The organism is Bacteroidales bacterium (assembly GCA_014860575.1).
Taxonomy (GTDB): Bacteria; Bacteroidota; Bacteroidia; order Bacteroidales; family JAAYJT01; genus JAAYJT01.
In genome coordinates, this window is record JACZJK010000035.1 from 24,216 (window position 1) to 41,428 (window position 17,213).

The window sequence follows — 17,213 nt, forward strand, 5'->3', positions numbered from 1 at the left end:
TTATGGCATTTGCAGCAAGAGTCACCGATATGCATGTCTGTCCGATGGTTACAGGAACTGTACCCCATGTGGGCGGACCTATATTGCCACCAGGGGCACCAACGGTTCTAATTTGTGGAATTCCTGCTGCAAGGGTAAGTGATCAGTGTGTTTGTGTTGGACCCACGGATGTGATCATCCAGGGTTCGGCAACAGTTCTCATTGGCGGTTTGCCGGCTGCACGGATGGGTGATGCTACTGCTCATGGAGGAATGATCGTTGCTGGTTGCCCAACGGTGATCATAGGTGGATAAAATTGAAAATCAATGAATAAGTAAAATATAATGAGCGCTGAAAATTCATTCCTGGGACGTGGCTGGGGCTTCCCGCCAACCTTCGATAAAGCATCGAAAGGGGTGGGCATGCTGGAAGAGGAAAAGGACATTGAAAGCAGCCTCGACATACTGCTCTCAACCCGATTGGGCGAGCGCATCATGCAACCCAATTACGGCTGCAACCTCGATGAAATGGTGTTCGAAGCTATGAACCTGACTTTGCTCACCTATCTGAAGGATCTGGTGGAAAACGCAATTCTGTATTTCGAACCAAGGATTGATCTTGGCGAAGTTGAAATTGACACCTCGCGAGAGTTGGAAGGCGTGTTGCTCATAAAAATTGATTACACGGTTCGAACCACGAACTCCCGGTTCAACTTTGTATATCCGTTCTACAAACTTGAAGGGTCGAATTTACCTGTTAACCGATAAAGATGGCACTGAACTGCAATACGAAACATCCCTTACAGCATGATGGCACCAGCCAGCATCAGCGGTTTCTGGAAGCGCTTGAGCCGTCTTTTGTTAAAATCCATGAATTCGATCTGCGCGACTGGATGCGTTTTGCTTACCATTTTTCCGCAAAACTCAAATATTTCAATGTCAATGACGATCAGAAACCCGATGGCAACTGGCAGGCATTCCTGAAATCGGAAGAAGAAATTGAGTCATTCCTGAAAGATGCAGCTCTCGTTGAAAATGAAACCTGGCTTTCAGAAACTGAACGTGAAAAAATCCTCAGGCGCGAACCACAAGGCAATTACGAACCACACCTTGCGCTGTTCCTGAGTTTCCTGAAACTGCTGAAATTCCAGCAGGAACAGATCAACGGCCTCAGCAAACGCCATCTTGATTTTTATTACAAAGAAGTTCTGCAACTTAGTCTCAAACCTGCCGTTCCCGACCGTGTGCACCTGATTTTTGAACTGGCCAAGAATGCCGGTCAGGCCATTTTGGCAAATGATACGCAATTGGAAGGCGGTAAGGATAAAAATGGCAAACCACTTTATTATGCCACTGATGAAGAACTTGTGGTGAATCAGGCAAGTGTTGCCATGCTGAAAAGCGTTTTCCACCGGCAAGGCGAAAGTATCCGTTACGCTGAGCAAACAAATTCCCTTGATGGCCTCGGCACAGAATTCACGGATGAACATCCGAACTGGCAAGCATTCGGCAACGAAACCTGGCCGGCTGCAAGCCTGGGGTTCGCATTGGCATCAAAGATTTTGCTTTTGAAGGAAGGCACGCGCAAGATCACGGTGGAACTCAGTTTTGCAGCGGATTCAATTCCGTCTGATTTTCCTGACAAGGAAAAACTGCAATCGCAATTTCTCGTTTTGCTCAGCGGTGAAAAAGACTGGATTCAGGCAACTGATTTCGAAGTGGGCAGTGTTCCAGGCTCCAGGGCCGGTAAACTCAGTTTAACTATGCAGATTGATGCTGCCGAAAAAGCAATCGTTCCCTACGATCCGGAAATTCATGAAGAAAGTTTCAATACTGATTTACCAGTGCTGAGGGTGCTGATCAATACCGGCACTGAAGAGGGGTACGCTGTTTATGCTGCCCTCGAAAAAGCAATCGTCACCGAAGCAGCAATTACAGTGGAAGTCAGCGGCATTAAAGACATCAACCTCGAAAATGATCAGGGTAAGCTTGACGGCTCCAAACCTTTCTATCCATTTGGAACCCAGCCCAGGGCAGGCTCAAACTTTTACATAGGCAGCGCCGAAATTTTTCAAAAAAACTGGGAGCACATCAAACTGAACGTTGCCTGGAAAAACAAGCCTCCCAATCTGCAAGCGTATTATTCAGCCTATACCGATGCCGGCATCACGGTTACCGGCGATGATTATTTTACTTTCAAGGCCCGGTATTTAAAAGATAACAAGTGGTTCCCGGAAGGAGCAAGCGCATTCTCAAAAGGGCTTTTTGATGAACTCATTATTGAAAGAGATGCCTCAGATTCTGGATTCAAAATTGCAACATTAGCTTCTCCTTTGCTGATTAAGAAAGGGGTGGATATAAACAAGGCTGTGTTGAAGAATTACCTCGCAAAACAGACCCTGGTTTCTCCGTTCAAGTTGAAGAAAACTACCAAACCGATTTCAACCAAATTTGAGATCGCAAAATTCAATCCCGGATTTTCTACACCTATGACAGCAATTGCGGCTTTTGGCCAGGCCATTAAAGCTGACTATCTCAGGCTCACCCTCGATAAAAGTTTTCTGCACGAATATTTTGTGAACCTGATGACCCAGGCAATGATCAAAATTGCCAATGAGGAAACTGCTAATATTCCGAACGATCCTTACACTCCGCAGATAAGTTCCTTCACGGTTGATTATAAGGCCAGCGCTACCAACAAATTTGCTTTCGGTTCAAGTGCCACGCCCGATAACAAGTTCCGGAATTTCAAGGATCGCAGCGTTCAGTTGTTTCATGAGCAGACTTTCGGGCAAAGCGAGCAGCATGTGTTCCTGAAAGAGCAATGCGCTTTTCTCGATCCGAACGCGAAGCGCAACATTCAATTGCTACCAAATTATGCCCCGGAAGGTGAATTTTACATTGGTTTGGAGAAAGCCAATGCATCTGATATGATCAGTTTGCTGATCCAGGCTGTTGAAGGTAGTGAAGATCCGCTGGCTCCCACCTTTACCGGAAACCAGGCGGTGGAATGGTTCGCATTGGTAAACAATGAGTGGCAGCCATTGAATGATAATTATATTTCGAAAAACAGTACCACCAATTTGCTGCGAGCCGGTATCGTCCGGATACAGTTACCAGCCGGCGCCAATTCCAGCAACACCCTGCTCGATTCCGGTTTTCACTGGATCAAAGCACAATTGCCTGCCGGATTGAAGCATACCTCGGTTTGCAGGATTGCCGGCATTCATGCCCAGGCAATTGAAGCTAATTTCAGTGATCGCGACAATGAACTTTCCCATCTCGCGGCCTCAGTTCCTGCGGAAACCATTAAAAAATTCATAGCCAAACCACCGCTGGTAAAAGGTGTGAACCAGCCTTACGCCACATTTGGCGGGGCAGCCATCGAGGAGGATGTGATGTTTTATCAGCGGGTGAGTGAGCGTTTGCGCCATAAAAACCGCGCGGTGAACATCTGGGATTATGAGCGCCTTGTGCTTCAGGAATTTCCAAAAGTTTATAAAGTCAAATGCCTGAACCATACTTCAATCAACAAAGAGTACGGCACACCCGATTATTTCGAGATCAATCCCGGCTTTGTTTCACTGATTGTGATTCCGGACATTCGTAACCAGGACAGTTTCGATCCGTTGCAGCCCCGTGCCAGTCAGAACCTGTTGCGTGAAATTGAAGATTACATCGCTCCGCTGAATTCACTGCATGTGAAGTTTGATGCTGATAACCCTGATTATGAAACCCTCTTCCTTGATTTCAGGGTAAAATTCTACAATCAATTTGACCCCAATGCCTACCTGAAAATTTTGAACGAGGATATTGTCAGGTATCTTTCCCCCTGGGCTTTCGGTGATTTTTCGGATATCAGTTTCGGTGGAAGCATTTACAAAAGCGTGGTGATCGGGTTCATAGAAGAGCGGCCTTATGTTGATTTTGTTTCGCAGGTGAGAATGTACCACCGCAAAGGCGAAGTGGACACAAACACCTCCGACCTCAACTTCATCAGCGCCTCCAGTGCGCGGGCCATTTTGGTTTCGGCGATAGAACACCAAATAAATTTAATTGATAACGACCTTAGTTGCAATGAATGAGATAAACGCCATACCCAAGGAGATCAGCGCTGAATACGGACGCGATTATGCATTCCTGCGTGCAGAAGGGCTGAAATATATCGAACAGCTTTCACACAAGCTCTGGACCGATTACAACATCCACGATCCCGGCGTTACCATGCTGGAAATGCTTTGCTATGCCATTACCGATCTTGGTTACCGCACTGCTTTTCCAGTGGAAGACCTAGTCTCCAGTGAAAAAGACAACATGGCAAACATGCACAGGCAGTTCCTGTCGGCCATCAGGGCGCTACCGTCAAACCCGATCAGCGCCAATGATTACAGGCAATTATTCGTCAGAATTGAAGGGATAAGAAATGCATGGATCTTACCTTCTGAGCGCCATGTGGTGGCAAAGTTCAATGACCTGACCCAGGAAGGCATTGTAGAATCGCACTACAAAAAGCCCGGCGAAGTGGTTGACCACAAAAAAGCGCATGAATTCAGGCTGCAGGGATTAAACAATGTTTTGCTCGATTTTGATGATTCAGCACTGCTTGATTCCGAAGAAAAGAAAAAATCGCAGTCGGTTCAGGAAACACTGATGGCAAAGAAAAAGAAGGAAATTACCAATCGGGTGCTCGAAGTTTACCAGCGTTACCGCAACCTCTGCGAAGATATTGACACCATTGAAGAAGTTCTGCAACAGGGCGTTGTGATTTGCGGCGATGTTGATATCCAGCCCAACGCAGACCCCGAGCAGGTTTGGGCGCAGATTGTCTTTAATATTGATCAGTACCTTTCGCCCGATGTTCCGTTCTATAACCTGCAGGAAATGCTGGAAGACGGCAAGCAAGCCGATGAGATTTTCATTGGCCCTGCTTTCAGTTTCGATGATGATTACCCTTACCGCACCGCAGGCAATCCGTTTTATAAAAAAGGATTTATCTGCGAAGAAGATTTAGTAAACAGCGAGTTGCGCATGGAAGTTCGCCTGAGCGATATCATCCGCATCATCATGCAAACCGAAGGGGTGAAAGTGGTAAAGGAAATTGCCTTCGGCCTCTGTGCTTGTGATGAAGCGGACATGACCAAGGTTCGCAAAGCAGTTGCCGGCAACAAATGGAATCTGTGCATTGCCCCCGGCCACAAGCCGGTTTTCTGCAAAAGCAGTTCGGTGCTGAACATGTGGAAAGATGTGATGCCCATAATGCTGCGAACCGAACAGGCATTCAGCAAACTTGATGATTTACGTATTGAACGCAACACAAGCATGCAGGCAAAACTCACGGAAGACCTTCCTATGCCAGAAGGAAAATTCCGCGACATTGCAAATTACCAGACTTTCCAGAACCATTTTCCTGAAACCTACGGCACAGGCCAGACCGGCTTGCCTGAAAGTGCCGGTGCTGCCCGCAAATCCAGGGCAAAACAACTGAAAGCTTACCTGCTGTTCTTTGAGCAGGCGCTGGCCAATTATTTTGCACAACTCTCAAATGTTGGTGCAATGCTTTCAGCGAAAAGCGACATCAAACAAAGCTATTTTGCCAATGTGGTGAATGGGCTAAAAGGTGCTTCAGAAATTTTTACGACCCCTAAAAAATGGCAGGACGAAGTTCAGATGCTGCTGAAATCAAATGGGCTGGACAATTTCGTACAACGCCGCAATACATTTCTCGATCATCTGCTTGCCCGCTTCGCCGAGCATTTCAATGAATATGTGTTTCTCATGCACCGCTTGTATTCCGGTGATTCTGACCGAGCTGTCATCCGCCACAAAACTGATTTTCTCAAGGATTACAACAATATGAGCACGAGCCGTGGCAGCGGTTTCGATTATTATAATCCGCTACCTGCTGAAATGCAGGAAGTGAACGTTCCGGGCATGGAAAAACGAATTTCCCGCCTGCTTGGGTTCAACAATTACAAAAGGAAACTCCTTGCGAACCTGGCTTACAAGGTTGAGCAAAGCGGCACGGTTACATTGCCAGTGAATGGCTCTCCGAAAGAAGTTCCTGTGTATGCCTGGAGCATTCAGATGAACGGCAACAAGGTTTTTGAAAGTGTGAATAAAGCTATTCTGACCCGCACAGATGCTTTTGAGGAAATGGGGCTGGCAAGCCTGCTGGGCTGCGAACGCGAATATTACCAGATGGTGCTTTCGGCAAACAAGAAAAAAGTGACTTTTACGCTTCACACTACTTCCGGCACAACCGGTGTTCCGGGCGATGCCATTGCGACCCATCCGACAAAGTACAACGTGCTGGAAGGTGAAGCTGAATCCGGTAAGTTTTCACTGGCTGAAAAGGCAATCAGCAGTATCATTGATTATTTACTCAATGATTTTAAACTGGAAGGAATGTATGTGGTGGAGCATCTTTTACTACGACCCGATTTCACCACGCCGAAAACAAAATACAATCTTTTCCTGCCACTTTGCATCGAATCCAATGGCAATTATTGCCGTCCGCTTGATCCGTATTCGTTCAGGATTACCGTGGTGTTGCCGGGCTACAGCATGCGCCTGCGCAACAAAAATTTCAGGCAGTTTGCCGAAAGGCTCATACGCATGGAAACACCGGCCCATGTGCTGCCCCGCATCTGTTTTGTGGACGAGGAACATATGGACAAATTCGAGGGAGCTTACAATGATTGGCTCACAGAAAGAACGAAATCCAAAGATCCTTTAAAACAAGCTTCAGACGAAACGCTGGTCAAACTCATTGAAGTATTGGAAGAAATTTTCACCGTTTACGAGCAGGGCCGCCTGAGTGATTGCGACGACGAAACCCCTGAGCGCAACCCTGTGATCCTGGGCAGGTCAACCCTGGGTTCGCTCGAGCAGGGTTCAGAACCGGATCAACCGGCATAAACAGCAAATAAAAAATACACGATATGGCAACCAAGCAAAAACTCCAACTTGAAAAAATAAACCTCGAATACAGCAGGTTTGTCAAAGACCAGGTGCTCACTGAAGTGCAACTGAATGAAATCATTGTTTTCTTTGAGGATCAGCATAGGTTAACCCGCACTTGCCTGATCGGAACCGGCATCGTTTGCGGCCTGCATTTGCAGCGCACTTCCACACAGGTTACATTGAGCGCCGGTGCAGCCATCACCACCGATGGCGACCTGCTGAAGATGGAACTTACCAACTACAAGCATTTTGCGGAATATACCATGCCTGATGCCGGCAAATATGATCCGTTCTATTACAAGGAAGGTGGAAAAGAGAAAGTTGTGAAACTTTATCAGTTGCTCACCGATGAGGACAAAGACAAGATCACCTCGGCGCAGGTTCACGGTATAAAGGACCTTGACAGCGAGATTTCTAACTGGGTTGCCATTTTATACCTTGAATATTACCTTAAAGATCCCGAAAACTGCACCCCGACCAATTGCGATAACCTCGGTCAGCGCCAGGTAGCAAAACCCCGTTTGCTGGTGCTTTCAAAAAGCGATCTCGACAAAGTGATACAGCGTGATCCTGACGAAACCATTGGCGACGACATTTACCTGAAATATCATGAGGCTTACGAAAGCTATTTCACTTTCCCGGTGCTCCGTCCCAAACGCGTGATCCTGAACCAAAACAACACAATAAACAGTATTACGCTGGCCAGCGCGTATTTCAAAGCAGCGAAAGATGGCAGCGGAAACATTACCAAAGCCATCGGCGATCTTTATCAGGCTTTCAAATTCATGATTGATAAAAGCGAAGGCCTGAACATTGATCAATTAATGAAGCGGCTTTCCGAAAACCTGAACAAGGCGTCGAATCCCCTGCATGCGCAATATACCTATGATTTTTACAAAGATGTGCTTGTGGCCTACAACGAACTCAGGGACATGATCTACCATGTGGCATTTGAGTGCTGCCCGAATATTTACGCCTTTCCAAAACACATCATGCTTGGCGAACCCAATATTGAGTATGGTTCGCAACCACCAAAATACCGTCACCAGTTTTATCCTTCACCGGCAGTGTCCCGCAACCAGCAGAACAATGTTATAGGCATGTTCAAGCGCCTGCAACTGATGATCATGAATTTCGAACCCAAAGAAATGGATGCTATCCGGATCACGCCTTCAAAGGATTACGACAGGCCGCTTGAAGACAGGGCAATTCCTTTTTATTACGGAAAACCGGCCGATCTGACAAAAGAATGGAATCACAACCGGACGCTCAAAGCCAACGAAAAACTCAACCTTTCCTACAATGCTGATAAATATAATCCTCCCGTTCCCGACGAATCACTCAACCCGCTGGATTACAGCATTGACGAATTTAATTTTTTCAGGATAGAGGGTCATATTGGCAAAAACTATAAAACCGTTCTCAGGGATTTGGATCGCATCAAAAGCAGCAAAGCCGTGCCGGTAGATGTGGTGGCCATCAGGCTGGGCGATGCAAGGTTATCGGATATCAATCTCGACGATTTTGAGTGCCATTTCGAAGATCTTAACGTAATGCTTCGTGCCTTCCAGACAGAGATCAGTTGCCTGCTGGGCGAAGGGAGCAACTTTTTCTCCGGCTTCAGCGCCAAACCTGAATTCCAGCATGTGAACTTGGTGCGCTATATTCCGCCTCCGGATCAGCCACCCTGGATCATCAAAACCGATCTGATCAAAAACCTGTTCCCCAAGAGAGGTATTGAAAAGCTTACAGTTGATCTTAAAGCTGCCGAGCGAATGTTGGCGACAGAATTGAAATCTGCTGAGCGAAAGGAGGCGACGGAAATTAAAACACCTACCAAAAGGGAAACCACAGAAATTAAGTCCGGTGTACGGGAAGCCATCCTTGCTTCAGGCGATCTCTTTGCAAGCAATATGAGAGAGAAAATAGCTGAGATCAGCAGGCTGGATCTGAAAGTTGATGACTGTGACCGCTTTCTCAAACCCGTTTTTAAACCTGAGCGCCTGGTAAAAGAAACACTTGATTTACATCCCGATGCGTTCGGAAAGTTTGTCCTGAAAGCGCTTGAAGAACCTGTGGGCACTGTGGATGAGTTCGTGGAAAAAACCAGGAATTTTGCAGCTGCCGATCCTGATATTTTGAAGCTTGACGAAAACAACCGCAATGTTCTTTTTGAATATCCGGTTCAGATCCTTGCACATCTGAACTTTGTGCAACGCTTTGTTCCCGGTTCAATAAGAGAAATAACGCCAAAGTTTATACTTGATTACCGCAACTTCTCGCTGAGCTTTTGCAGCAGGCTGAAAGTGATGCGAACCCGGTTGGAGCGCTATTTCCGAACCGGAAATTACGTGGCAAGAGGATACGAGTCGAATTACCTGAACATGGTTGATCGCATGGAACGCATCTGCTGCAGCAATGAGAAACTGGAAGTGATCATGCGTGAGATTGAGCGCCGCAAAACAGAAATTCTTTCTTACCTCTCGTTTTCGAAATATATAACCCGTCATCCCGGCCTCGAACACAAAGCCGGAACCCACCGTGGCGGAACATTCGTAATTGTGTATGCCGGCGCAACAAGGGATGGCGGTGTGCAGCAGCCTTCCAGGGATTTTACAAGAGTTACAGGACTTGCGCAAGGTATTGCAGTCGTAAACCTTGCAGAGAAAACAAAGCCCCAGTATCGCGATGTTGAATCGTTTGCTCTGTTCATTGTTAACAACGATGAAAAGATTGACAGGGAAGAAGAACTCGACAATTTCTTTACGATCAACAATATTCAACGCAGCAGCGCCTATGCTGAAATGGTTGTTAAGGAACTGAACACAAGGGTTACTGACATAAGCCGCATTATTTGCAGAGACCTTACGCAAGCGCCTGAAGATATAGTTGTAGCCGATTTTAGCCTGCCTTACCTATGTTGCTCTGAATGCCCGCCAGTGGCCTTTATTGTAGAAAAAGAGAAAGAACCGGAACCGGAACCAGATCCGGATCCCGTATCACTAGAAATAGAAACTTCAGAGTTTTGCAGCAACGACCGAAACGTATATCCTTTTATTGTTACACCTGAAGATGGAGAGGTTACAACTGCTGACCCTGATCTCGTTAACATGGTCAAGCAAGATGAGGGTAGCTCGAAATACCAATTCATTCCCCGGCTGGCACCCGCTGATCATTTTGGTAAGCCAATCGGATTCACAGTCAACGGCCAGGATGTGCCTTTAACAGTTACCGTTTTCAGCAATCCGGTTGCAAAGATCCTCGTACCTGCTGTTACCGAAAACCGGGCTGATATTACGATCGTTCTCAAAGCACAGCCAAATCCGGAAGGGGAGGGCAATTTTGAATACAAATGGACATTTGGTGATGGCTCAACAATGGATGGACTGGAAATCGAGGCGCACTTCAAAAAGGCTGGGTTTGATGGAGAAATTCCTGTAACGCTTACCGTGACTAACGGGCCCTGCACTGCAACTGATTCTGTTACTATCCCATTCCAGGGTGAAGAGCCGACAGTGGACTGTCAGGAAATTGTTGCAAGTTTCATTACAGAAAAGCAAAAATTCCTGGGGCTGGAAACCACTAAAACCTCAATATCAAAACCCAGTAACCGGACTATAAATGCCATGTATGCGGCCGTTATAAAAGCATTTGATGGGGCAGCCGCTTTATCGCATAGACCAACTCCGGCAAGAACATTGACGGTGATACAAAATGTGGATCAGCTCATAAGGCAGATCTACGAATTTAACCCTCCGGCGAATAGTCCTGCTGTGGCCAGGGTATTGGAAGAATTCATCAGGCTGCTGATGATCCTTATGTTGAACCTTGTAAGATGTGGCCGAAGTATTCCTGAAGACCAGGTTAATATAATCCTTGAGAACCTGGCTGCATTCAATATTTCTTTCAGAACGCTACTGAGTAAATATCCTGAATTGAATAACAGGAAGTTATTTGAAAATGAGGTGACAGAATTTTCTCAAAATTTTGTTTCACAGGATGCAAAGCTTAAATCTGCGCTCACAAAGTTCATTAAAGCTATTCTTAAGTTTCCATAATTAAATGAGTAAGAGTAAGCATATAATTCATCGTGTGAACCTGGAGTTAGAGGCACCCGATCAGCAAACTGCAAGGCAGTTGCAGGAGGATGCAATACGCATCCTGAAAAATGATGTTTTGCCCTTACTTGATAAATATCTTCATAGCATTGAAACCGGTAACCGGATTTTCAGGATTAATGAGTTTGATTTGAACCTTGCCGATATCCGTTCGGAGGATTTTGAAGCAGAATTTACCGCTGCATTAATAAACAAATTCAAGGAACAGATTGAAAAAATAGTTGATCCGCATGGTTCACATGAAGATGATGAACCTGTAACAAAGCTCACACAGGATGAATCGGACTTTGAACGCTTCCTTTATTTTCTAAAAACCGGTCACTTACCCTGGTGGAGCAGCAGAGAAGATGCTTTCCCGGATGAGCCGGCGTTATTGAAAAACCCTCTGCTTGCAAAACAAACCTACCGCAAGCGCCTGATAATGCTTCTGTTTGCTAATGGGGTTGCGCTTGAACGTTTGTTGCTGCAGTTCACAAATGAGTTTGCTGTCAGCCTGGTTCTTACTGCATTGAATGCTAGACCCGAAGAAAAAAGTAAAGCAAGGAAACTTCTAAAAGAGAACCAAACTTCAGGTTCCAACCTGAAAAATCAACTCATTGATTTGATGAAGGAGGTTCAGCAAAAAGAAAAAGATGTTGGCGAACCTAAAGACAAAGCAAGTTCAGATGAGGCAAAGCAAGAAGAATTGATCCAGGATGAACCAGCTACTCCATTTCCTGTTGATGGAATCTTTGTGCAAAATGCAGGGTTGGTGCTGCTTCATCCTTTCCTGGAATATTTCTTTTTGGAGTTTAAATTGCTGAGCGATCAAAAATTTGTTAACACAAAAGCCCAAATCACTGCCATTCATTTGCTGCATTACCTGGCCAACGGCAAAGAAAACCCCATGGAATACGAGCTTTTGTTTGAGAAATATCTCTGTGGCTGGGATCTTGAAAAACCTGTTCCGCGCCGTATCAAGCTGAGCAAGGCCATGAAAACTGAAAGCGATAAACTGCTCACATCAGCCATTGGGCATTGGAAATCTCTAAAGAAAACTTCGTCTAACGGTTTGCGGGAAGGATTTCTGCAAAGAGAAGGAAAACTTGTACTGAATGATTTTCAGCACCGGCTTATTGTTGAGGGAAATGCTACCGATGTTTTGCTGAGTTCCCTGCCCTGGGGTTATGGAATGATTAAACTGCCCTGGCTGGATCAAATTTTAATTGTGGATTGGAACCATTAATTCTATTGAAATGAAAGAAACGGCCAAACCTCAAAATACCATAGAATCGCCAGATAAAACTCCATTCTTTAAAAAAGAAGGGGAGAGCGAAACTGCTGTGATGAGGTCGCCGGCTTCATTTTTCATTGCCAATGGAATACAGGCGAAGCTCACAGTAGGCCAGCCAGGCGATAAGTTTGAGCAGCAAGCCAACCGGGTTGCCGACAGAGTTGTGAACGGCCATAGCCTGGCAATCAACCGAAAATCCGACGGACAAGACACTCAATTGCATGAAGAGGATGGTGTTCACATGCAGGAAGAAGAAGAACTCCAACTGCAGGAAGAGGAAGAAGATCTTCAGATGCAAGAGGAGGAAGATGAAGTGCAGATGAAGGAGGAAGAAGAGGAAGCAGTTCAGATGCAGGAAGAGGATGAAGAGTTGCAGATGCAGGAAGAGGAGGAAGAACCTATCCAGATGCAAGAGGAAGAAGAACTCGTGCAACCGCAGGAAGAAGAAGAGTTGCAAATGCAGGAAGAGGAGGATGATCTTCAGATGCAGGAGGAGGAAGAAGAAGTGCAGATGAAGTCAGAAAAAGGCAAATCCCGTATGAGCGATGATTTGAGCCAGCAGATAAGCAACGCTGCCGGAAAAGGTAGTTCTTTGCCGGCATCCACTCAATCTGAAATGTCTGAATCCATTGGTTATGATCTCAGTGATGTGAAGGTTCACATTGGCCCAGAATCGGTTCAAATGAATAAAGCCTTGGGCGCCCAGGCCTTTACGCATGGAAATGATGTGTTTTTCAATTCCGGGAAGTTTAATCCTGAAAGTACCAATGGGAAACATCTCCTTGCTCATGAGTTGACCCATGTTGTGCAGCAAGGCAAAGGCAGGGTTGCACCACAGGTTCAGGGAATTTTTGGCAAAATAAAAAAGGGTCTGAAAAAAGTCGGCAGAGCAATTAAAGGAGGTGCAAAAAAAGTATTTGGTGGAATAAAGAAAGGCGTAAAAGCTATCGGTAAAGGCGCCAAGTGGTTGGGTAGAAAAATAAGCAAAGGCGCCAAATGGCTGGGTGGCAAAATAAAAAGAGGCGCTAAATGGCTATTTGATAAGATCAGGAAAGGAGCCACGAAAGTAGGGAGAGGAATTAGAAAGGTAGCATCTAAAATCTGGAAAGGTCTTAAAAAAGCAGGTAAATGGGTCTGGAACGGATTGAAGTATGTTGGGCGACAATTGTGGGACAAGATCAAAGCCATTTATCACCGCGCCAAACGATGGATTACGTCTCTGCCAGCTAGACTGAAGCGCCTTGTTGTTCATTTGTGGAACGGAGTCAAAAGCCTTAAACCCTGGTCGCTTGAATGGTGGAAATCGCTTGGTAAGGCAGATACCTGGAAGAAGTTTGGTGCATGGCTGGGAGAACTCGTGATTTACGCATTGGAAGTAGGTGGAATTGGTGAATTATATGAAACTATAGCCGATTTTATCAAATTCAATACCCGCGCCATGACGGATGATGAAATAAAACTGGCCAAAACTGTTTTTGGCAACAGTATCAACTACAACCTGATCCGTATTGACGAGTATGCCGTGTTAGGTCCTAAGTTTTCAGGCAGGGAGTATGTCAGTTTTCATACCATAAACGGTTGGGGCAAGATTGATCCCTCCACCCTTATTCACGAACTCACTCATATTTGGCAATATGAAAAGATGGGCGCCATGTATATGCCACGGGCCCTTCACGGAAACAGCAAGCCCGGTTTTTATGATTATGGGGGTGTCCCCGCTTTAATTGCCAATGCCGGCAAGGGAATGGATGCCTTTAATCCCGAGCAGCAAGGCGATATCATGGAGGACTACTATCGCATAATAAACAATATTCCAGTGAAACATGGCAGCGGAACCAAATCTGACATTTTCCATTATGAAGTTTATGTAAATGAAGTTAAATCTAAATAAAGATTTCAGAGCTTGAAATCCAACTCCCTTTATAATGCTCGAAAAGGAACTCAATTGGCTGGCTGATGTTGTGCAAGGGCAACTTCAACAATACTTCCTGAAAAAGGAAGGCAAGCATAATGAAGATCAGGTAACTCCCTTGAAGCCACCGGAGTCAGGTGAAAACGAAGAGTATTTAAATCTTATCAGGAGATTTAAGTTGGCCGCTGAAGAAAGACTTGTTCTTATTCTTGGCCTTAGCCCTCACATTTCCCCAAATTTCCTTGATGATGTGATCCAGACAAACCTGAAAAATTCAGGCGATTTTCCACAAATAGGCGGAACCCGTGGAAAAACCTTCCGCGGCATGTTACCCACCGGCGAAACCGCGCTCTTTCTGCTAGCCGGTGATGACCAGGCCAAACGAACCCAGGTGCAGGAACTTTTTGCCGAAGAACATCAGTTTGCCAGGAACCGCATCCTTTGGCTCGAAGCCGTGCCACATGGCGAACCACGCATGAGCGGTCGTATTATTGTGAACCCTGATATTGTTGATCAGTTGCTCAGCGGAAAAGTTTCCCAACCCCGCTTCAGCATGGATTTTCCGGCTGAATATATTACCACCGAACTGGACGACAATGATTTGGTGCTGGACAAGAAAACCCGCGCTCAGATTGCCGAACTGCAAAACTGGCTCAAACACCAGGATACCCTGATGAACCAGTGGAACCTGAAACGCTGGGTCAAACCAGGCTACAGGGTCTTATTTCACGGGCCTCCGGGAACCGGAAAAACTTTAACGGCCATGATCCTCGGGAAAAATACCGGGCGTGATGTGTTCAGGATTGACCTCTCCATGGTGGTTTCAAAATACATTGGCGAAACCGAGAAAAACCTTTCCCAGCTTTTTGACCGCGCCAAAAGCAAAGACTGGATACTGTTCTTTGATGAAGCCGATGCGCTCTTCGGCAAACGCACCAGCGTGCGCGATGCCCATGACAAATATGCGAACCAGGAAGTTGCCTATCTCCTGCAGAAAATTGAGAGCCACGACGGACTTGTGATTTTGGCTTCGAACTTTAAAACCAATATTGATGAAGCTTTTATGCGCAGATTCCAATCGGTGATCTATTTTCCGCCACCCACACCTGCTGAAAGGTTTATGCTATGGAAAAAGACGCTGCCGGAACGCAAAGGATTAAAAATTCCCGGCGATGAAATACTGCAGACCATTGCCAAGAAATATGAGATTACCGGGGCTGGGGTCGTAAATGTTGTTCAATATTGCTCGCTTGCCTGCCTGGCAAACAAAAAGCACGAAATTACTGTTGATTTGATTCAGGCCGGCATTGAACGGGAATATCAGAAAGAAGGAAAAGTATTCTGATTTAAATACGAAAATGGATATATCCACTTTAAAAGCAAAAATTATGGGAGTTACAGTAATCAAACATGGAAGAATCACTTCTTTGGGCAACAGGCCTGTTGAAGGCACTCCGTCAGGAATGGTTGTGGAAGAAAAACGAACAACTGAAGAAAATAATCCGGTTGAGCAAGCATCTCCTGAACCCAGGCCATCTGGCAAGAGATACCAAATCATGCGTGAACCTGATCAAACCAGGCAAACGCTTGGAACCTTTTCCATCACAGAAGGGAATAACATTTTGTACACATGCAAAACCATTGAATTGCCCTGGAGAAACAATGAGCGAAAGGTTTCGTGTATTCCCAATGGAGTTTACAAAACCATTCGTCATCGCAGTCCTAGCTATGGCGAGTGTTTCTGGGTTCAGAATGTACCCGGGCGTTCGGAGATACTTATTCACCATGGCAATTACGCGGCATCCATCAACCCAAAGACTGGCACACCCGACACTAAGGGCTGTATTCTTCCCGGCGAAAAGCATGCCGATGTAAATGCTGATGGAATTCCCGATGTTACAAGTTCGGTGAATACGATGAAAAAATTAAGGGAAATTTTGCCGGATGCTTTTGAACTGGAGATCAGGACGAAGACTGTTTGATTTTTAAGTTAACATCCGCTTGATAATCTTTTAATTTACACTCACACGCTGTCATGTTGAAAATATTTGGCAAAAATATCATGGGTAATTCAAATTCACCGTTCTATCAGAGGCTTGAATCTGAGATTTTTTTTACTGAACAATCCATAAAAAGAAGGATCGAGGTAAAAAAAGATAGCCCCAATGATTCGAAATGGGACAATTTTGCTTTAAACCAGATCGAAAGGGCCAAAACGTCGCTTAAACAAATGAACATCGATGATGGCTGGAAAGCATTGAACGCAGCCAAACGCTTCGAAGTCTATGCAATGGAGATACCTGAACGAAAGGCTGTCGCAATCCAGGTTGATCATGAGACTGAAAAATTAAATAAGTGGCGTGCTTCGGCCATCAAGGATATTTTCGGGCATGAACATAAATATGAGGAAGCAATCTCAAGCCCTGAAGTGCTGATCAAAGCTATTGAAATCAGGGATGAACATTTCGATAACAGATATAATATCAGCAAAATTGCCCATGGATATTTCACCTTACTGTTTGCCTTACTTTGCATTAGCCTGATATCTATCCTGATTTGGTTTATAGTTCAAACCAACCAGGATTTAAATACTTTAAGTACCGGAATGTCAATGATTGGCATTATTACCGGCGTTTTACTTTTTGGTTTTCTTGGAGCCATTAGCAGTTCGATCCTTTTTCTACGCAAAACTTTCATTAAAGCAGGTAATCAGGACATGCGCATACTGAGTATGATACTCCTCAGCAAGATAATCATCAGCAGCGCATTTTCATTATTTATTTTCTTTTTAGTGAAGTCCTCACTGGCACAGCAGTTTGATATTTTCAGCTTTGAGGTCAGCAATATTTTTGATTACCTGGCGCTCGCATTTGTTTCAGGCTTTTCGGAACGTCTTGCCCAAAAAGCAATCGAAAAGTTTACCGGTAAGGAATAAGAATGTTGAATTATAACTTTAACCAATTCATCAA

At 45.3% G+C, this 17,213-nt stretch carries 10 protein-coding genes; all 10 read left to right on the forward strand.

The window, feature by feature from the left end; all coding sequences use genetic code 11:
* Positions 1–2 precede the first annotated feature (2 nt).
* Positions 3–293: a PAAR domain-containing protein gene (locus IH597_09490; GenBank protein MBE0662689.1), complete on the forward strand. Its 291-nt coding sequence runs from the start codon at positions 3–5 to the stop codon at positions 291–293.
* A gap of 30 nt (positions 294–323) precedes the next feature.
* Positions 324–746: a GPW/gp25 family protein gene (locus IH597_09495; protein ID MBE0662690.1), complete on the forward strand. Its 423-nt coding sequence runs from the start codon at positions 324–326 to the stop codon at positions 744–746.
* Between the two features lie 2 nt (positions 747–748).
* The gene (locus IH597_09500) at positions 749–4,063 is read left to right on the forward strand and encodes a baseplate J/gp47 family protein (protein MBE0662691.1); all 3,315 of its coding nucleotides are present in this window, start codon (positions 749–751) and stop codon (positions 4,061–4,063) included.
* A complete protein-coding gene (locus tag IH597_09505; protein MBE0662692.1) occupies positions 4,035–6,896 on the forward strand; it encodes a hypothetical protein in 2,862 nt (953 codons plus the stop codon). Before IH597_09500 ends, IH597_09505 begins: the two co-directional genes overlap by 29 nt.
* A gap of 23 nt (positions 6,897–6,919) precedes the next feature.
* Positions 6,920–10,999, forward strand: coding sequence for a PKD domain-containing protein (locus tag IH597_09510; GenBank protein MBE0662693.1), 4,080 nt, complete (start codon positions 6,920–6,922; stop codon positions 10,997–10,999).
* 4 nt (positions 11,000–11,003) lie between these two features.
* Complete coding sequence (locus IH597_09515) at positions 11,004–12,284, forward strand: hypothetical protein (protein MBE0662694.1); 1,281 nt, start codon at positions 11,004–11,006, stop codon at positions 12,282–12,284.
* 10 nt (positions 12,285–12,294) lie between these two features.
* Complete coding sequence (locus IH597_09520; GenBank protein ID MBE0662695.1) at positions 12,295–14,223, forward strand: DUF4157 domain-containing protein; 1,929 nt, start codon at positions 12,295–12,297, stop codon at positions 14,221–14,223.
* 34 nt (positions 14,224–14,257) lie between these two features.
* On the forward strand, positions 14,258–15,589 hold the full coding sequence (locus IH597_09525; GenBank protein MBE0662696.1) for an ATP-binding protein: 1,332 nt from the start codon (positions 14,258–14,260) through the stop codon (positions 15,587–15,589).
* 211 nt (positions 15,590–15,800) lie between these two features.
* Entirely contained in the window at positions 15,801–16,226 is a 426-nt protein-coding gene (locus IH597_09530; GenBank protein ID MBE0662697.1) for a hypothetical protein, read from the forward strand.
* A 248-nt stretch (positions 16,227–16,474) separates the two neighbouring features.
* Entirely contained in the window at positions 16,475–17,179 is a 705-nt protein-coding gene (locus IH597_09535; GenBank protein MBE0662698.1) for a hypothetical protein, read from the forward strand.
* Positions 17,180–17,213: the final 34 nt, after the last annotated feature.